Genomic DNA, 17,083 nt, shown 5'->3' on the forward strand with positions numbered 1-17,083 from the left:
GCGCCCGCGCGGTCGGGCCCCGCTCGGTCGACGAGCGCGAGGCGCAGTGAGCGGGCAGGCAGCGAGGCGGGCGGCGCGCCAGGGGTCAACCGCGGTGCGTGGACCGCGGGTTCGGCGTCCCGGGTGAGGCCGCGGAGCAGTGCGCCGGCGGCGAGGATCGCGAGCCCGGCCGCATCGCAGGGCGCGGGTGCGGCGCACAGGGCGGTGGACGGGTCCAGGTGCAGATGCCCATGCGTGTCGTCGAGGTCGCGCAGCCAGGTCGTGGCGCAGAGGATCTCGGTGCCCGCGTCGATGGTCATGCCGTGCCAGGTGAACGGGGAGAGGACGCGGTGCCTGGTGGCGCTCAGCGGCGGGTAGTGGCGCAGCGCCTCGGAGACGGCCTGCTCCACGGGGTCCGCGGCGGGCTGCCGCGGCTGTCCGGCCATCAGGGCGAGCGCCTGCGCGGCCGTCTCGGTGAGTGCCTGCGTCACGACCTGGAGCGCGTGCTCCACGGCCGTCTCGCCGACCGGCGCGTACGCCGCGTACAAGGGGAGACGGCGGTGCAACGCAGCCTTGCGGGCCTCGTGTTCCTCCTCGTCGGCGGCGTGCACCGTGGCGTCCAGGATGTCGCTGATGAGGGCGTCGGGAGCGGCCTCGTCACCCAGGACGATCCGGCGTGCCGCACGCCGTACATGGCTCTCCCAGTCCTGCGGCAGCAGCGAGGAGTCGGCCTGCCGCGCGGCCAGAAGCGCACCGGCCGTGTCCGCGGCGACCTCGAGTACGTGCGCGCGCAGCGCCGCGACCGGCACGGCGAGCGGGGTGTGCGGCGCGAGGTGGATGCGGGTGCCGTCGTCGGTGAACGCGGAGACAGTGCCCTGGGCGTGCGCGTCGACGGCGGCGGCGATCAGACTGCGCGCGTCGTCGGCGTCGAACGGCATCAGGAAGCTGCCGAACGCGGTGTGGACCCGGGCCGGACGGCCGCCGGACGTGCGCCGTACCTGTGCGAGGGCCTGCCGCGTCAACTGCCGCCGCGTGAACGGCGTGAGCCCGAGCGCGCGCGCCGGTGCGTCGATCCACTGGATGCGCTGAGCGGCCAGGGCCGCGCTGACGAGGGCGCCCTCCAGCGGCCACGACACCTTGGGGGTGGCGGGTGCGGTGGAGGTCGTGTCCTGGGCACTCATGGCCGGCCTTCCTGCGGGGTCCCGGGGTGCGGGGAGCGGTTCATTTGTCGCGCAGTTGGTAGGGCTGATTGGTGAGGACCTCTCCCTCGTACGCCGTGATCAGCTCGTTGACCTGCGCGCGGAACGGGAGTTCGGGGCTGTCGAGCGTGTCCGCGTAAGCCTGGGGAGCGTGCGAGAGCGGGTAGTCGTACGTCTCGTCGGTCCAGGCCAACTCCAGCCAGTTGTCCGGCACTTCGTTGGCCGAGGCGGGCCCGCGCCCGTCCAGCCCGGGGATGACGTCGTACTTGTTGACGAGGCTGATGACACGGACGGCCGGGTCGACGGGCCGCTTGTTGTCGATCGGCGAGCCGACGGTGATCACATGCGTGAGGCGGTACGTCGACACGAACTCGACGTCGCAGGCGAGATTCATCGCGGTGATCCCGCCGAGACTGTGCCCGACGGCCATCACCTCCGCGCCCGCGGGCACCCCCGCGCGCAGCAGCATCTGCTTCACGGCCCGCGTGTACGTGGTGTCGGTGCGCAGCACCCCGTCGAACGCGCCGACCAGGTCCTGCGGAGTGCTGTTGCTCAGCCGTCCGAAACTTGTGCCCGGCAGCAGCACGACGTACCGCTGCGTGCCGTCCGTGCAGGCGATGCTGCGCAGCAGCGCGAGTCCGTGGTTGCCGAGCCCGCAGATGTCCTCGATGTAGCGGACGATGTCGTTGCCCGACCGCGCGAGCACCTTCTCGAGTACGGGGTCGGGCTCGGCCCGCTCGGCCCGCCCGGGACCCGGGTTGAGATGCCGGATCAGCCCGGCGGGCAGTCCGAACAGCGGGTCGGTGGTCGGGATTCCGCCGGCCAGTGTCACCCAGGCGAAGTGGTCGTTGGTCGGGTTCTCGTCGAGCAGCCCGTTCAGCGCGAGCAGTTCCATCAGGACCGGGCTGAGCGTGGTCAGGGTGCGCGTCACACCCATCAGGTCGCTCAACTCCCTTGCCGCGCGCAGCGCTTGGACGCGGCGTCCGGCGATGACCGCGTCGGTGAGCCGTTTCGCGAGCGGTGTCGCGAGGTTGGGATGCTCCTTCGCCGCCGCCTCGATCCGCAGCGCGAACGCGTCCACCGCCATCGCGACACCGGCCGGCCGCAGCCGGGTGAGGGCGCCGAGAGAGCGGACCGTCTCGCCGAGAGCGCCGCCGTTCGGTGCGAGTCCGAGCCCGGCGGGGTTCGTCAGGGCCCGCGCCGCCGCGAGCGCGGTGCCGAGCGCCCAGCCGGGTCGCCGGACGGCCTGCGCGCCGGACCGCCAGCTCGCACAGGCGGCCGTCAGCTCGGCGCCGCCCTGCCCGGGGGCGGGCGCGGCGTCCGCGGGCAGGACGGAGGTGGCGATGAGGAGGTCCGGATCGCACCCCTGAGCGGCCTGGTCGCTCCGCGGTTTCCCGTCACCCGTCCCGCCCGGTCGTCTCCGGCCGCCCGTCTCGTCTTTCCGGTCACCTGTCTCGCCGGGCCCGGCCTCTGTCCCCACCTGCCCTGCCACCACCACACACCTCGTCCTGGATTCGGCGGGCGGCCGCCCGGGCGGTCCCGGATCCGGCCACGAAGTCGTCCCCAGCAGTACATCCACGCGCGGGCCCGGCGGCAGGATCCGGGCACCCGAACGGGTGAATCACGCAGGGTGTGCGCGTGCCAGCGCCCTGCCGCGGCGCCGGGGCCGCCAAGGATCTCCGGTGTGATCATCGAACGGCGGGGCGGTACGGCGACGATGCGGCGCCTCCTGCTGTGCGTGCTCATGAGCGTGGCCTCTTGGGCCTGGACCACGCCGGACGCCGCGTATGCGTACGGCCTCGGTGTTACGCAGGCGTACGGCCCGGGCGCCACGCATGCGTACGGCCCGGGTGCCGCTTCCCCGTACGGACCAGGCACCACCGGGCTCGGTCTCACCGTGACCGTCAACGCCCGCCCCGGGACCGAAGCCGTACGGCATGGCATCCGCACCCACGCCCCGGTCGTCACCACGTACCACCTGACCAACCGCGCCGGCGCGGACCTCTACGGCATCCGCGTCCTCGGCCCCCCCCCGCCCCGCGCCCGGGTCCCCCGCCCCCGCGGCGGCAGCGAGGTACGCCTGCTGACCGGGCTGCGCTCGGTGCGCTGCACGGCGGCCGGCCGCGCGCGCCCGGGGACCTGGACCGGCACCGTGCGGGCGACCGGCCGCCAGCCGCATCTGAACGAGACCGTACGAGCCCACGCGCGCGCCGGATACGCGGGCGTCGGCGCGGGCCTGCGCCTCACGGAATCCGCGCGGGTGACCGGCGCCCGCGCGGCCGAGGTCCGCTACACCCTGACCAACCCCGGCAACCGCGCCCTGCACGACATCCGGCTCACCGACTCCGCGCTCGCCCCCGCCCGCATCAGCTGCGCCGGCGGACGCGCGGTCGTCGCCCGCCTCTCCCCGGGCGCCACGGTCCACTGCACGGCGCGCGTCACCCGCGCACCCGGCCGCTACACCAGCCACGGCACGGCCGTCGGCAACGACCGCCTCCGCACGCTCACCCCACAGGGCCGCCTGGCACGCCCGGCGAACCTCACGGCACGCGCCACCGCCCGCTTCACCCTCCCGGCTCCGCCACCGCCGCGCTCGCGTCCGGTGCGCCCCGCCACGCCTCCGCCGCCCTCGACGGCCCCTGTCCCGAGGCCACCCGTCACCGCGCCGGTCGTCGTGCCGCCGCCCGCCGAGGCGCTTGCGCTCCTGATGCCGCCGCCGGGTGCGGCGGCAGTGCTGGGCGCCGTACCTCCGCCGCCCGCCGTGCCTTTGCCCCCCGCCGCGGTCGCACCGCCCTTCGTGGCCCCGGCCGCGCCGCCCGCGTTGCTGCCCGCCGTACCTCCCGGCCTGCCGCCCGCCATGCCTCCAGCCGTACCCCCTGCCGTGAACCCGCCGGGTGACCCACCCGCCGCGCAGACCCCCGCCCGCAACCCGCTGCTCGGTCTGTTCGTCCGCCCGGACCACAGCCCGACCGGACTCGGCCTGCTGACCGCGCTGTTCCTCGTACTGCTGCCCGCGGCCCTGGCGGCCGCGGTGCTCGGCGCGCGCAGGCGCTGAACCGAACAGGACGGACCACCACCGGATGATCGAGACCCTCGCCATCGTCGTCGGCGTCGCCCTGCTCGCCGCGGCCGTCGTCCTCGTCAAGCACCGCTTCTGGCCGCTGGGCCCCGACGACGAACCCCGCGAGGACGTGGCCGAGTACATCTCGATGATGGTCGGCGTCCTCTACGCGCTCATCCTGGGCCTGGCTCTCGTCTCCGTCTGGGACAGCCATTCGACGGCGGAGGACCACACCGCCGCCGAGGCGAGCGCCGCGCACCAGATCCACCTGCTCTCCGACGGACTGGCGCCCTCGCAGGCCGGGGCCCTGCGCGACCGGATCGAGACCTACGCGCGGCACGTCACCGAAGCCGAATGGCCGGTGATGGCCGAGGGCGAGCAGCCCGACGACACCGGCTGGCACCTCCTGAACGACGTACGCGCCGCCGCGCAGCTCCCCGCCGACGCGACCCCGGCCCAACAGGTCGCAGGACTGGAGACGTTGGGCCAGCTCGGCACCCTGGACGATGCGCGCCGAGGCCGTGAGTCCGACGCGGGGGAGAGCCTGTCGCCGGTGATCTGGCTCGGACTGATCGTCGGCGGACTGCTCACGGTCGCCTTCATGTTCATGTTCGGCGTCAAGCGCAGCTTCACCCATGTCGTGATGGTGATGGGCCTGTCCGCGCTGATCACGTTCACCGTGCTGCTGATCTATCAGCTCGACAGCCCCTTCACGGGAATGTTCGCGGTGGGGCCGGACGCGTTCACGCGGTACTTCTGACCGTCGGGCGCTCGCCCCTCAACTCGCCTCGCTCGCCGGACTGTCCACCGGAGCCTTCGCGCTCGGATCGACCGCGTCGAGCACCGGCAGAGGACGCGGATAGGGCGCGCCCAGGCCGTATGCCTCCGCGAGCTTGTCGGCGAAGGCGGCGGCGATACGGAGCTCACCGTTGGGGTTGGGGTGGGTGCCGTCCCAGGTGTGCTCGGGTGCGCGGAACTCCGCGGCGGTCTCGGCCACCGGGACACCCTCCTCGGCGGCGACCTTGCGCAGCACCTCGTTCGTCGCGGCGACGAGGGCCGCGAACTCCGGGTCGTCCAGGGCCTTCTGCGTCTCGAGCACGGTCCCGATCAGGACCTTCAGGCCGGGGGCGGGCCGGCGCGCGTTGTCCAGGAACTCCCGCAGGTTCGCGGCGAACTGAGGAGGCGTCACGCCGTACCAGAACAGGTCGTTGATCCCGAGCAGTACGAGCAGGTACTCCGGCTCGTGCTCGGCGACCTTCTCCTCGATGACGTCCTTCTCCTGGACGTACGGGCGCCCCCACTGGGCGTCGTGGTCACGGTCGAAGTCGGGATCGGCGTACGTGGCGTCGTCGTCACCGACCTCCGCGGTGCGGGCGTTGTCCAAGGTGTCCTTGGGGCCGACGAGATCGATGCTCAGTCCCTGGTTCTTCAGGTGCTTCCAGAAGAAGTACCGCCAGGTCCAGTCGCCGCTGCTGCCGTGACTGATCGAATCTCCGACGATCATGAGAGGGATGTCGCCCTCGGCCGGCTTCTTCATGTGACGCTCCTTGCGTGGGTGGAGGGATCCTTCAGCCAGCCCTCGCCGGGCAGATACCGCCGCACGACACGCGCCGGCACCCCGGCCACCACACAGTGGTCGGGGAACGTGCCGCGCACCACGGCACCGCCCGCGACCACCACATTGCGGCCGAGGGTGGTCCCCGGCAGCACGATCGCCCCGGTGCCGAGCCAGCAGCCGTCGCCGATGACCACGGGGGAGTTGGCCGGTGGCTGGCTTCCGACGGGGGTGTCCGGATCGGTGTACGTATGGTTCTGGTCCGTCACGTAGACATACGGCCCGAGGAACACGTCATCGCCGATCGTGACGGACCGGTGCCCCACGATGTGGCTGCCCCGGCCCACACAGCACCGCGCCCCGATCCGGACCACGAGCTCCGGCTCCGGCTGCTGCCCCGGTCCGAAGAACCCGGCCGAGATGCTGACCTGCGCCCCGACGAGGGTCCCCGCACCGATGGCGATGGCCCGTTCACCGAACACGGCCCCCGGCGGAAACGCGAAGCACGCCCCTTCCCCGAGCCGTGCGAACCGATAGGGCCCGGGCCGTGCCGCGGACACCCGCCCGTACGTCTCGGCGAAGGCCCAGGCACGCTGCACGAGGGCGCTGCACAGACGGTGCACCAGCGGGACTGACATGAGGACTGGATAACCCCTGCGCCCGGCCGCCGATCACAGACGCCGAGACCGGCGGCGCACATTCCATCGTCCGGCCCAACGCGGACAGCACTCGCCCCGGACCCCGCTTCGGTATCCGCAGAGGGTGTCGCTCCCGCGGCCGGCAAGATCCGAAAGAGACGCCCTAGCCCTCGAACACGGACCAGCAGATCTCGTTCCGCAGCCGCTGGTCGTCGAGGACGAGCTCCCGGATCGGCTCGGGCAGCCGCCCCCGCTGCCAACGGCACTCGGCCCGTCCCGCGGCGTCCCCTTCGGCGGCCCGTACCGCCTTGATGGCATACGCGGCCGCACCGAGCTCATGCGCGGCGACATGCGCGACGCACGCGGCCTGCCCGGCGGCATACGCCGCGTGCCGCGCCGCCCCGCGCAACTCCCTTGCCGCGCCCATGGCATGACCACCCGCCGCCCTGGCCTCCATCATCTTGAGCTCACCCCGCACCCACGCCCGCGCGGCCCCGATCGCCTCCCGAGGCCGCGCGTCCCCGGGCACCCCGGCCTCGAACAACCCGAGCACATGCTCCGCACACTCGGCGGCCCACAGCGCGAGCAGGTGGTGATCCGCATCGGTGAGGGTCCCGCCCCGCCGCAGGGTCACGAACCGCGGATCGCGCACCTTGGGAAGAATCACTGCTGCCCCTCCTCGGACATCGGCACCTCGCTGCTTCTACTCTCCCCGTATGAGGGTCCTGATCATCGGCGGCAGTGGCTTCCTGGGCACTGAACTGATCCGCCGGGCCGTGGCGGCGGGCCACGAGACGGCGGCCACGTTCGCCACCCGGCGCCCCGACACGTCCCCCGACGTCGCATGGCGGCACCTCGACGTCAGGCACGCGGCGGACGTGGCGGGGCTGATCGCCGACGTCGCACCCTCGGTGGTGCTCAACGCGTCGAGCGGCGGGGCGCATTGGGAGACCACCGCCGACGGCGCGGCCCACGTCGCGCTGGCCGCCGCCGGGCAAGGCCGCCGCCTCGTCCATGTCTCGAGCGACGCGGTGTTCTCCGGCGCCCGCACGCACTACGACGAGAGCTGTCCGCCCGACCCGCTCACCCCGTACGGCGCGGCAAAGGCCGCCGCGGAGACGGCCGTACGCCACCTGGCACCCGAAGCGGCCGTGGCGCGCACCTCTTTGATCATCGGCCACGGCCGGTCCCCGCACGAACGCCTGGTGCACGCCTTGGCCGTCGGCTCCCGTGAGGGTGCGCTCTTCACCGACGACATCCGCTGCCCGGTCCATGTGACCGATCTGGCGGCCGCGTTGTGGGAGCTCGCGCTCCGCGGCGCACCCGGAATGTTCCACCTCGCGGGCCCGGACGCCCTCAGCCGCCATGAGCTCGGCGTCCTCATCGCCCGTCGCGACGGCCTCGACCCCACCCGCCTCCCCACCGGTCTTCGCACGGACACCCCGCACCCCGGCCCCGTCGATGTACGCCTCGACAGCTCGGCGACGCAGCGGCAGTTGAGGACGAGGCTGCGTGGTGCGCGCGAGTTCCTCGGCTGAGGGGGCAGGAGGCAGGAGGCAGGAGGCATGGGGTCTTGATCGAGGGTTACGCATAGGAAAGGGTCGGTCCTTCGCCACGGCGACCTCTAGGCTCGGTGATCTCCGGGACGGCATGGTGATCTCCGGGAACGGCACGGAGACCTCCGGGAACGGCACGGCGGGCGAGGGGAGGGTGGCATGGAGGTGGAGCGACGCGGGCGCGCGGTGGACGCGGTGCGCAGGACCGCACTCGAGCTGGGGCTGCGGGTCGACGACATCGTGATCGTCCACGACTCGGACCGAGCCGCCCTGCGCCTGCTGCCGTGTGACGTGCTGGCCCGGGTCGGGCCCGCGCAGGCGGACGGGTTCGAGTTCGAGGTGGAGGTGGCCCGGCGGGTCACCGCGGCCGGGGCTCCGGTGGGCGAGCTCGAGTCCCGGGTCGATCCCGGAGTCCATCTGCGCGACGGCTTCGTCATCTCGCTGTGGAGGTACTACGAGTCCGCCGGTACGGAGATCGCGCCGGCCGCGTACGCCGATGCGCTCAGGCGCCACCATGCCGCCCTGCGCCGGACCGACCTTGACGCACCGCATTTCACCGAGCGGGTCGACGCCGCACTGCGCGAGGTGGACGACCTCGACCGCTCACCCGAACTGCCCGCGATGGAACGGGATTTCCTCAGTGCCACGCTCGCCGGTCTGGCGTCCGCGATCGGCAGCGACCCGGAGCGGGACCAGCTGCTGCACGGCGAGCCGCACCCGGGCAACCTCCTCGGCACGAGGGAGGGGCCGCTCTTCGTGGACCTCGCCACGTGCTGCCGCGGACCGGTCGAGTTCGACCTCGCCCACGCGCCCGAAGCCGTGGACGCGCACTACGCCGGGGCCGATCTCGCGCTCGTCCGTCGGTGCCGCGCCCTCAACTGGGCGTTGTTCTCGGCCTGGCGCTGGCGCGAGGACGACCGGATGCCCGACCGGGACCACTGGCGGGCGGAAGGCCTCGACCGGATGCGCGCCGCCCTCGGCCGCTGAGGCCCCTGTCCCCTTTTCGGCCCCTTCGCTCACCCCGCCCCGCACAGCGGCAGCACCACCGACCGCGACCCGAGCACCCCCGTCCGCACCGCCGCCCAGCACGCCACCGCCGTCGGCTCCACGGCGAGCCCGCGCCGGGCCAGGTCACGGCGGGCCGCGTCCAGGTCGGGCTCGGGCACCGTGAGGAAGCCGCCGCCGAACTCCCGTACGGCGGAAAGGATCTGACGCGCACGCGGCGGGTGCGGGATCGCGATGCCGGCGGCCGCGGTGTCCCGCAGCGGCGCCGGATCCGTCAGGTCGGCCGCCCCGGCCGCCCACGCGCGGGCCAGCGGCGCGACCGCCTCGGCCTGCACCGCGTACAGCGCGGGCAGCCGGTCGATCAGGCCGGCCGTGTGCAGTTCGCGCAGGGCGAGGGCGGCGCCGAGCAGCAGGGTGCCGTTGCCGACGGGGACCACGAGGGCGTCCGGCAGGCGTCCGCCGAGGTCCTCCCAGATCTCGAAGACGTACGTCTTGGTGCCGTGCAGGAAGTACGGATTGTGCACATGCGAGGCGTAGAAGGTGCCGGGGGAGTCCGCCGCCGCGCGGGCCGCGCGGGCCGTCGCCTCACGGTCGCCGGGCACCTCTTCGACCTGCGCGCCGAACTGCCGGATCGCGGTGAGCTTCTTGGCGGCGGTACCGGCCGGAACGTACACGGTGCAGGGCAGTGAGGCGCGGGCGCAGTACGCCGCCACCGCACGCCCCGCGTTGCCGCTGCTGTCCGCGATGACCTGCTCGGGGCCCAGGCGCGACGCGAGTTCGGCGAGCATCACCGCGCCACGGTCCTTGAAGGACAGCGTCGGCATCAGGAAGTCGAGTTTGGCCGAAACCTGCCCGGTCAGCGCGACCAGTGGCGTACGCCCCTCGCCGAGGCTCATGGAGGGGTTTGCGAGCGGAAGCGAAGACCTGTACCGCCACAGGGAGTTGACCCTGCCGCCCAGGGTCTTCAGATCGCCGGGCGTGGGATGGAAGTCCAGGTCGAGGGGCCCTTCGCAGACGGGGCAGCACCAGGCGAGGGTGCCGCCGGGCACTCGCGTGCCGTCCTGCGGGCAAACGTAATCCGGCAATGAAGTCATGAACACACGCTAATCGCGCCGTGTGATGACGATGCGTCATGTCGGTGGCATGGCGGCTCTGTTACGTATGTGCAGGACCCTTGTGGGATTCCTATGGATCAGCCAACCTTTCGCTCAGCGATCCGGCGGCTACGGACGGGTAACGGATTGGCATGCCCATGAGGCAGCCGTGACGGCACTCGTGAGGACCGCCGGAGCGTCCGTTCCACGCACCCCCCGCACCACCCCCCCACCAGTGCACCATCCACGAGGAGGACCCCTCAGATGGCACAGAAGCGTCCCGCACGGCGAAGACTGGCAGGCAGATCACTGGCAAGCGTCGGCGCGACGGCCGTTGCGGCCCTCGCCCTCGGCCTCGTCTCCGCCCCCCACGCAGGCGCGGCTCCCGTCGGCAAGATAGAGAACGCCGGCGCATCGGGAGCGATACCGAACAGCTACATCGTCACGCTCGACAAGGACGCCGCGAAGTCGGACTCCGCGAAGGGCAAGGCGCTTGCCAAGGAGTACGGCGCTCAGATCGAGCGTACGTACAAGGAGGCGCTCAACGGCTACGAGATCGAGGCCACCGAGGCCGAGGCGGAACGATTCGCCGCTGATCCGGCCGTTGAATCGGTCACCCAGAACCGCACGTTCAAGATCTCCGCGACGCAGCCCAACCCGCCCTCGTGGGGCCTGGACCGCATCGACCAGAAGACCCTGCCGCTGAACCAGAGTTACACCTATCCGGACAAGGCCGGTGAGGGCGTCACCGTCTACGTCATCGACACCGGTGTCCGGATCACCCACAGCGACTTCGGCGGCCGTGCCTCGTACGGCTACGACGCGATCGACAACGACAACACCGCCCAGGACGGCCACGGCCACGGCACGCACGTCGCCGGCACGGTCGCGGGCGGTTCCTACGGTGTGGCCAAGAAGGCGAAGGTCGTCGGCGTCCGGGTCCTGAACAACTCCGGTTCCGGCACCACCGCCCAGGTTGTCGCGGGCATCGACTGGGTCACCCGGAACGCGGTCAAGCCGGCCGTCGCGAACATGAGCCTCGGCGGCGGCGCCGACTCGGCCATCGACACCGCCGTACGCAACTCGATCGCCGCGGGCATCACCTACGCGGTGGCCGCCGGCAACGAGTCCACCGACGCCTCGACCCGCTCGCCCGCCCGCGTCGCCGAGGCCATCACGGTCGGCGCGACCACGAGCAGCGACGCCAAGGCGAGCTACTCCAACTACGGTTCGGTGCTCGACCTGTTCGCCCCGGGCTCCTCGATCACCTCGGCGTGGAACACCTCGGACACCGCGACCAACTCCATCTCCGGTACGTCGATGGCCTCCCCGCACGTCGCGGGCGCGGCGGCGATCCACCAGTCGCTGAACCCGTCGGCCACCCCGGCCCAGACCCGTGACGCCCTCGTCGCCGCGACCAGCACCGGCGTCGTGACCAGCCCGGGTACCGGCTCGCCCAACCGCCTTCTGCAGGTCGGCGGCGGCACCACCAACCCGCCGGGCAAGGCCTTCGACAACGCCACGGACTACGCGATCGCCGACAACGCCACCGTCGACTCGCCGATCACCGTCAGCGGCGTCACGGGCAACGCCCCGGCCACGCTCCAGGTCCCGGTGGTCATCCAGCACACCTACATCGGTGACCTGCGCGTCCAGCTGATCGCCCCGGACGGCACCGCCTACACCCTCAAGGCCTACGGCACGGGCGGCAGCAGCGACAACATCAACACCACGTACACCGTGAACGCCTCCTCCGAGGTCGCCAACGGCGTGTGGAAACTCCGGGTCAGCGACAACGCGAACTACGACACCGGAAAGATCGACTCGTGGGGGCTGCGGTTCTGAGGCTCCCCGTTCGCTGAACGGCTCGTGAGGGCGACCGCCCCGGACCTCGTCCGGGGCGGTTCCTCACGCCTTCTGTTCCGTATGCGTCCTCACGCCTTCTGTTCCGTACGCGTCCTCACGCTTTCTGTTCCCGCACGCGTGCGTAATGCCGGGCGGCCCGTGCGCGGTTGCCGCAGGCGGCGGAGCACCACTCGCGGCGCGGATGGTCCTTGACGAAGAACAGGACGCAGCCCGGTCCGTGGCAGGCACGCAGGTCGTCGAGACCGGGACCGGCGAACAGGTCGACGGCGCCCTGCGCGATCGAGGCGAGCACCGCCGTCACGGGCGGGCCGTCGTGCTGGAGAGCCGATGCGGGCGACTTCTCCCACCGCAGCTCACGCCAGCACGGGGCGGCGGCGGCGCGCTCGTTGAGCATGTCCAGGGCGGCCTGCGGGGGCCGGGCGCCGCGTACGGCACAGGCCGCGATGGACCGTACGGCCTCCCGGAGTTCACGGGCCCGCTCCAGATCGGCCTCGTCGACCGACCGCAGAACGGACTTGGAGAGCGGGACCGGAAGCCGGCCGTTCACGCCCTCGAGCCAGAGCGCGAGCTGCTCCACCGTCCGCAGCCCGTCCTGCGGGCGGCCCCTGACGGCATACGTGGCGTTGGCCAGCTCGATGGGCAACGGTTCGCCGAGCTGTGGCCCCGTGGTGACCTTCTGCACCACGTCAGGGTAGTCGGCGCCGCCGCCCATCGAGCCGCCCATCGAGCCGGCCATCGAGCCGGCCATCGAGCCGCCCATCGAGCCGGCCGTCCTCAGGCGAGGGCGCGGCGCAGGAACCCGCGGATCAGCTCCGCGATCTCCTCGCCGTGGGTCTCGAGCGCGAAGTGACCCGTATCGAGCAGGTGCAGCTCCGCGTCGGGCAGATCGCGCAGGAAGGCGCGGGCGCCGTCGGCACCGAAGATCTCGTCGTGCTCGCCCCAGGCGATGAGAACCGGTGGCCGACGGGTGCGGAAGTACTCCTGGAAGGCGGGGTAGCCGCCGAGGTTGAACTGGTAGTCCCAGAACAGCTGGAGCTGGATCTCCTTGTTGCCCGGACGGTCCAGATACGCCTGGTCGAGGGCCCAGGTGTCGGGGCTCACGCGGTCGAGGCGGTCGGCGGGCACACCGTGGGTGTACTGCCGGCGGGTCGCGTCCGCGGTGAGCAGCTCGCGTACCGCCGCTTCGTTCGCCGCACGGTCCTCGGCGTGCGCGAACAGCACGTCCCAGAAAGGGGTGAAGCCCTCCATGTACGCGTTCCCGCTCTGGGTGACGATCGCCGTGACACGGTCCGGCTGCCGGGAGGCGATACGCAGCCCGACCGGCGCCCCGTAGTCATGGATGTACAGGGCGAACCTGTCCAGGCCCAGCTTGTCGAGCAGCCCGAGGGTGATCTCGGTGAGCCGCTCGAAGGAGTAGCCGAACTCCTCGTGGGACGGCATCGCCGACTGCCCGAAGCCGATGTGGTCCGGGGCGATCAGGTGGTACTCGTCGCTCAGCCGGGTCTCGGCGAGCAGCTTGCGGAACATCGCCGAACTCGACGGGAACCCGTGCAGCAGCACGAGCGCCGGCTTCGCCGGGTCGCCCGCCTCGCGGTAGAAGACGTCGTAGCCCTGGATCTGGACGGTGTGGTGGCGGACGGGGTGGTGGCGGACGAGGTGCGTGGCCGTGGCTCTGGTGCTCATCTGGAGATCCATTCCCTTACGGATGAAAGGCCTGCGGCGGAGATCACTGGGGCTGGGGCAGCCGCTGTCGCAGCTCGGCGTTCTCGCGTTCGAGGTCGGCGATGCGGTCGTGGAGCGAGACGAGCGCCTCTTCGACGCCGTCGCGGGGGAGGAGTTGGGGGATGTGCTGGGAGCAGTTCCAGTTGTGGCCCTCGACGTCGATCAGCACCGCTCGTTCCGGCCGGCCGGGGTAGCCGTCGACGGTCAGCGCGGCGAGCGTCGCGGGGTCGTCCGCCGCCTCGACGACGCGGGCGCGGCCGAGGATCTTGAGCCGTGCCTGGTGCGTGTAGTCCATGAGGAACAGGGCGACGCGGCCGTCGTGGTCGAGGTTGCCGCGGGTGATGTACTGACGGTTCCCCCTCAAGTCCGCGAAACCCAGGGTGTGTTCGCCCAGCACCTTGAGGAACCCGCGCGGGCCGCCGCGGTGCTGGATGTAGGGCCAGCCGGTTTCGCTGACGGTGGCGAGGTAGAAACTGTCGCGCTGCGCGATGAAGGCCGCTTCGTCGGGGCCGACCGGGTCGGCCGCTTCGGGGCCGTCGGCCATCCGCCGGTAGGCGCGGTCGCTCCCGTGCAGTCGCTGGTGCTGCTGGACGGCCGGGGTGAAGGCCAGCTGAGCGAAACGGTTGCTCATGGGTGCCCTCTCGTCGGGACTGAGTCGGGGAGTGAGTCGGGGACTGAAGCCCGTTCTAGCGTTTGTGATTCTTCTCAACCGTTAGAAACTGAGGTTGATTCCAGGTTCGCGAATATTTCTTGGTGGCACTTAGACCGCACCGTGGCGGGCCCGGCAGCGGCCGTGGAGGTTCACCTCCCCGCCGACGCCGACGCCGCACCGGCCGGCCGGCGCTTCCAGGCCCCGCTCCCGGACCCCGCTCCCGGACCCCGCTCCCGCTCGCCGGCCCCGGCCTGCGAGAGTGTTCCCGTGCTGCTGGATCCTGAGAACACACTGTTCGTCCGAGGTGCGATGCCGGTGCTGCTGCTGGCCGACGCACCCGTTCACGACGCCCTGCCGCTGCTCACCTCGGCCGACGGGGCGGTGCCGCTGTGCGAGGGCTGGAGCATCGCCCCTCGCCTCACCCTGTGCGTCGTGGACGGCCCGGGCGACCACGGCCTCGTCGTCCCCGCGCTGGCCGCGCCGGTGATCGGCGAGGCCGACGGCGATACGTCATCGAGCGACGCCGGCGGCACGAACAGCATGGGCGACTGGTGCGCGGACGCCGAACACGCAGGCGGAGCAATCGTCCTGTCGGTGTCTCAACTCCCCACCCAACTCGACTGGCCCACCTTGCTGTCCTCGGGTACGGCGCGGGGTGGGTTCGTGCGGGTTCTGAACTGATTGGTTCGTGCGGGTTCTGAGCTGATCGCCGGGCAACGGCGGGCCGACTCGTCCGACCCAGGACCGCTGCGACAGCACGACTGCTCAGCCCCAACGAGGCCCACTCATCCGGGAGTTCGACGACGCCATGACGTACTACGCAGACCTGACTCCGTACGCGTATGACAGGGACAACGGGGATCCAAGGGCGTCAGGCACCTGGCAGGGCCTCAAGCTGCTGAACGTCGGCTGGCTCCACCGTGGCAAGGCGTACGCGAAGAGTGCTCCACTGCCAGGCCTGGTGGAAGCGCTGACGAACATGACCCGCACCCACCGGGCACAGCAGACCCGAGGTTTCCATCTCTGCCCGTGGTGCACCTCGCCCCTCTCGGCCAGGCGTCTCGAAGTCCCCAGAGGAAGCGCCGAGATACGAGTCAAGGGCGACGGCGTCGCCTACGCGGCCCCTGAGCTGATCGCCCACTACGTCCAGGCCCATGACTACCAGCCGCCGACCGACTTCGTGCATGCGGTGCTGTCGTCGGGCCAGGCCTCCGGAGCCGGGCAAGGATGCCCAAGTCCGCGGCCGCACACCCTCACTGACATCATGCCGACTCCTGATGCCGCGCTGCCCGGTCCGATTGCATGACGGCAGACACGGGCACCGTGTTGCCATGCTGACGTCTGGAGTGGTCATGCCGAGAATCAGAGTGACGACGTCGGGACTCGTCGGCGCCTGGACGGTGTCGTTCTTGGCCTGCGTTCCCCTTGCCTACGTCTGGGGGCGGTCCGCCTCCCCCTGGGGCCCGGCAAACGAACAGCTCTACCAGGGCGCTGAATCGAACGAGATCTGGGTGGTCGCCCCCTACGCGGTTCCACGCTTCTGCTGGCTCGTCCTCGCCGTAACCGCGGTCTGGCTGTACGTCGGCTATCGACACGCGCTGTCGAAGGTGCGGGAGAAGGAAGCTGCTCGGCGCATGGATCAGGCGCCCCAGCGGGCGACCACGGCCTCCTCGACGCTGAAGGACAGTTCGCACTCCGCGCACTGGGCGTTGCCGAAGACGTAGGTCAGTTTGTGCGCGAGTCCGGGATGGCCGTCCGCGGCCATGCGCGTGTGCAGCCTTCTGGCCAGGCCTCGCATCGCCGAAGGGGCCTGTGGCCGAAGGGGGAGATGCTTGGCGGGAGTGTCGCGCATGTACATGCTGTCCGTGGTCGAGAAGTACCCGTGCTCGCCGAAGACGATGAAGTTCTCCGTCTCGCAGGCGGGACAGGGCAGTTCGTACTCTTCGCCGTTGAGCCCATCGATCTGCTCGCCCCACACCGGCACGCCCTCGAAGCTGAGCAGAGTCCCCAGCAGTTGGACGTAGTTCAGGGAGTCCTCGACCAGCCCTGGGTCCCGCAGCGCTTCCTCGGTCAGCTCGCGCAGCTCGGCGATCACGGCAGAGTGGGACAGGTGGGGGTCATCTCCGCTGTCGGGCCGGTCGACGGCGGCGACGATGGCGCCGGCCAGGTACAGCGGCGACCGTCGCGCCACGACCGACCACCGCCTGGCCAAGTCGGCAAGTGCCGGGAGCGCCGCGTAACTGGCCGAGTAAACGGTGCCCTGATGACACAGCCGGGACCACAACGCTTCCCACCCGGGATCCCGCGGATCCGGGCTGATGCCGGCGAAGAGCCCGGGTATGTCCTGGGCAGTCCCGTAGGCGTGGTGCAGCTTGGGCCAGTCCGTCATACGACCGATCCAAGCAAACGGTCCTGATGCAACGGCCGTTGGGTCCGACCTTGGACGGCCGCCAGACTCAAGTGGCGTCGCACCAGGCATCCGGCAAGCCATGCACCTCCAGCTCACATGCCCGCCGGCCAGCTCACGGCCTTGAGCCGTTCGAGGCTGAACACCATTGGCGCCGTGCCGACAGCGGTGAGCAGGATCCCGGCGGGCACGGCGAGAGCGATGTGGAGGTGCGCCTGTGTCCAGATCGAGCCCATTGCGGCGGGCACGAGAGGTACCAAGAGGTACGGGCGACGGCTCAAGTGCCGCAAACTGTCCGCGAATGTCAGACCAGTGCCTGTCGTGGCCATGGCCGGACTGTAGCCAAGAG

General features: G+C 71.4%; 18 protein-coding genes. 7 read left to right on the top strand and 11 right to left on the bottom strand.

The window, feature by feature from the left end; genetic code table 11:
- Positions 1-1,160, bottom strand: a 1,160-nt coding sequence (locus JAO81_RS34130) for a hypothetical protein (protein WP_199551859.1), incomplete at its 3' end; no start/stop codon positions are given.
- Positions 1,161-1,200: 40 nt separating this feature from the next.
- The gene (locus JAO81_RS34135; protein WP_199551860.1) at positions 1,201-2,670 is read right to left on the bottom strand and encodes a hypothetical protein; all 1,470 of its coding nucleotides are present in this window, start codon (positions 2,668-2,670) and stop codon (positions 1,201-1,203) included.
- Between the two features lie 192 nt (positions 2,671-2,862).
- Here JAO81_RS34135 and JAO81_RS34140 point away from each other — a divergent pair, with 192 nt between their 5' ends.
- Both JAO81_RS34140 and JAO81_RS34145 read left to right on the top strand, forming a co-directional pair.
- Positions 2,863-4,233, top strand: a complete 1,371-nt coding sequence (locus tag JAO81_RS34140; RefSeq protein WP_199551861.1) for a hypothetical protein — start codon at positions 2,863-2,865, stop codon at positions 4,231-4,233.
- 25 nt (positions 4,234-4,258) lie between these two features.
- Positions 4,259-4,999 carry a DUF4239 domain-containing protein gene (locus JAO81_RS34145; RefSeq protein WP_199551862.1) on the top strand — a complete coding sequence of 247 codons (741 nt, stop codon included), beginning with the start codon at positions 4,259-4,261 and terminating at the stop codon, positions 4,997-4,999.
- Between the two features lie 18 nt (positions 5,000-5,017).
- Here JAO81_RS34145 and JAO81_RS34150 read toward each other — a convergent pair whose 3' ends face one another.
- The 3 genes from JAO81_RS34150 to JAO81_RS34160 form a co-directional block, all read right to left on the bottom strand.
- Complete coding sequence (locus JAO81_RS34150; RefSeq protein ID WP_199551863.1) at positions 5,018-5,776, bottom strand: GDSL-type esterase/lipase family protein; 759 nt, start codon at positions 5,774-5,776, stop codon at positions 5,018-5,020.
- Complete coding sequence (locus JAO81_RS34155; protein ID WP_199551864.1) at positions 5,773-6,432, bottom strand: acyltransferase; 660 nt, start codon at positions 6,430-6,432, stop codon at positions 5,773-5,775. Before JAO81_RS34155 ends, JAO81_RS34150 begins: the two co-directional genes overlap by 4 nt.
- Before the next feature lie 163 nt (positions 6,433-6,595).
- Positions 6,596-7,099: a putative immunity protein gene (locus tag JAO81_RS34160; RefSeq protein ID WP_199551865.1), complete on the bottom strand. Its 504-nt coding sequence runs from the start codon at positions 7,097-7,099 to the stop codon at positions 6,596-6,598.
- A 49-nt stretch (positions 7,100-7,148) separates the two neighbouring features.
- Here JAO81_RS34160 and JAO81_RS34165 point away from each other — a divergent pair, with 49 nt between their 5' ends.
- Together JAO81_RS34165 and JAO81_RS34170 are read left to right on the top strand one after the other, a co-directional pair.
- Positions 7,149-7,970 (top strand): sugar nucleotide-binding protein, encoded by an 822-nt coding sequence (locus tag JAO81_RS34165; RefSeq protein ID WP_199551866.1) that lies wholly within the window; start codon positions 7,149-7,151, stop codon positions 7,968-7,970.
- A 177-nt stretch (positions 7,971-8,147) separates the two neighbouring features.
- Entirely contained in the window at positions 8,148-8,975 is an 828-nt protein-coding gene (locus JAO81_RS34170; RefSeq protein ID WP_199551867.1) for an aminoglycoside phosphotransferase family protein, read from the top strand.
- A 29-nt stretch (positions 8,976-9,004) separates the two neighbouring features.
- Here JAO81_RS34170 and JAO81_RS34175 read toward each other — a convergent pair whose 3' ends face one another.
- On the bottom strand, positions 9,005-10,087 hold the full coding sequence (locus JAO81_RS34175) for a pyridoxal-phosphate dependent enzyme (RefSeq protein WP_199551868.1): 1,083 nt from the start codon (positions 10,085-10,087) through the stop codon (positions 9,005-9,007).
- 264 nt (positions 10,088-10,351) lie between these two features.
- On the opposite strand from JAO81_RS34175, the gene JAO81_RS34180 reads away from it, so the two are divergent.
- Positions 10,352-11,932 (top strand): S8 family serine peptidase, encoded by a 1,581-nt coding sequence (locus JAO81_RS34180; protein ID WP_199551869.1) that lies wholly within the window; start codon positions 10,352-10,354, stop codon positions 11,930-11,932.
- 115 nt (positions 11,933-12,047) lie between these two features.
- On the opposite strand, the gene JAO81_RS34185 is transcribed toward JAO81_RS34180, so the two are convergent.
- Genes JAO81_RS34185 through JAO81_RS34195 form a run of 3 tightly spaced genes read right to left on the bottom strand, consistent with a single transcriptional unit; the run spans position 12,048 to position 14,306 of the window.
- On the bottom strand, positions 12,048-12,713 hold the full coding sequence (locus JAO81_RS34185) for an ABATE domain-containing protein (protein ID WP_233416327.1): 666 nt from the start codon (positions 12,711-12,713) through the stop codon (positions 12,048-12,050).
- Positions 12,714-12,727: 14 nt separating this feature from the next.
- A complete protein-coding gene (locus tag JAO81_RS34190; protein WP_199551870.1) occupies positions 12,728-13,636 on the bottom strand; it encodes an alpha/beta fold hydrolase in 909 nt (302 codons plus the stop codon).
- Between the two features lie 43 nt (positions 13,637-13,679).
- Positions 13,680-14,306, bottom strand: a complete 627-nt coding sequence (locus tag JAO81_RS34195) for a pyridoxamine 5'-phosphate oxidase family protein (protein WP_199551871.1) — start codon at positions 14,304-14,306, stop codon at positions 13,680-13,682.
- A gap of 288 nt (positions 14,307-14,594) precedes the next feature.
- On the opposite strand from JAO81_RS34195, the gene JAO81_RS34200 reads away from it, so the two are divergent.
- Positions 14,595-15,008, top strand: coding sequence for a hypothetical protein (locus tag JAO81_RS34200; RefSeq protein ID WP_199551872.1), 414 nt, complete (start codon positions 14,595-14,597; stop codon positions 15,006-15,008).
- 127 nt (positions 15,009-15,135) lie between these two features.
- The gene (locus tag JAO81_RS34205; RefSeq protein WP_199551873.1) at positions 15,136-15,633 is read left to right on the top strand and encodes a hypothetical protein; all 498 of its coding nucleotides are present in this window, start codon (positions 15,136-15,138) and stop codon (positions 15,631-15,633) included.
- 333 nt (positions 15,634-15,966) lie between these two features.
- On the opposite strand, the gene JAO81_RS34210 is transcribed toward JAO81_RS34205, so the two are convergent.
- Entirely contained in the window at positions 15,967-16,716 is a 750-nt protein-coding gene (locus tag JAO81_RS34210) for a hypothetical protein (protein ID WP_199551874.1), read from the bottom strand.
- A 113-nt stretch (positions 16,717-16,829) separates the two neighbouring features.
- Positions 16,830-17,063 carry a hypothetical protein gene (locus JAO81_RS34215; RefSeq protein ID WP_199551875.1) on the bottom strand — a complete coding sequence of 78 codons (234 nt, stop codon included), beginning with the start codon at positions 17,061-17,063 and terminating at the stop codon, positions 16,830-16,832.
- Positions 17,064-17,083 lie beyond the last annotated feature (20 nt).

Source organism: Streptomyces sp. N35, from assembly GCF_016464295.1.
In the GTDB taxonomy this organism is placed as follows: Bacteria; Actinomycetota; Actinomycetes; order Streptomycetales; family Streptomycetaceae; genus Streptomyces.

What these genes read in the sequence shown, in the direction of transcription:
- JAO81_RS34145 (WP_199551862.1), top strand. Translation starts at nt 4,259, where the DNA reads ATGATCGAGACCCTCGCCATCGTCGTCGGCGTCGCCCTGCTCGCCGCG.
- JAO81_RS34150 (WP_199551863.1), bottom strand. Translation starts at nt 5,776, where the DNA reads ATGAAGAAGCCGGCCGAGGGCGACATCCCTCTCATGATCGTCGGAGAT.
- JAO81_RS34155 (WP_199551864.1), bottom strand. Translation starts at nt 6,432, where the DNA reads ATGTCAGTCCCGCTGGTGCACCGTCTGTGCAGCGCCCTCGTGCAGCGT.
- JAO81_RS34165 (WP_199551866.1), top strand. Translation starts at nt 7,149, where the DNA reads ATGAGGGTCCTGATCATCGGCGGCAGTGGCTTCCTGGGCACTGAACTG.
- JAO81_RS34170 (WP_199551867.1), top strand. Translation starts at nt 8,148, where the DNA reads ATGGAGGTGGAGCGACGCGGGCGCGCGGTGGACGCGGTGCGCAGGACC.
- JAO81_RS34175 (WP_199551868.1), bottom strand. Translation starts at nt 10,087, where the DNA reads ATGACTTCATTGCCGGATTACGTTTGCCCGCAGGACGGCACGCGAGTG.
- JAO81_RS34180 (WP_199551869.1), top strand. Translation starts at nt 10,352, where the DNA reads ATGGCACAGAAGCGTCCCGCACGGCGAAGACTGGCAGGCAGATCACTG.
- JAO81_RS34185 (WP_233416327.1), bottom strand. Translation starts at nt 12,713, where the DNA reads ATGGGCGGCTCGATGGCCGGCTCGATGGCCGGCTCGATGGGCGGCTCG.
- JAO81_RS34190 (WP_199551870.1), bottom strand. Translation starts at nt 13,636, where the DNA reads ATGAGCACCAGAGCCACGGCCACGCACCTCGTCCGCCACCACCCCGTC.
- JAO81_RS34195 (WP_199551871.1), bottom strand. Translation starts at nt 14,306, where the DNA reads ATGAGCAACCGTTTCGCTCAGCTGGCCTTCACCCCGGCCGTCCAGCAG.
- JAO81_RS34205 (WP_199551873.1), top strand. Translation starts at nt 15,136, where the DNA reads ATGACGTACTACGCAGACCTGACTCCGTACGCGTATGACAGGGACAAC.
- JAO81_RS34210 (WP_199551874.1), bottom strand. Translation starts at nt 16,716, where the DNA reads ATGACGGACTGGCCCAAGCTGCACCACGCCTACGGGACTGCCCAGGAC.
- JAO81_RS34215 (WP_199551875.1), bottom strand. Translation starts at nt 17,063, where the DNA reads ATGGCCACGACAGGCACTGGTCTGACATTCGCGGACAGTTTGCGGCAC.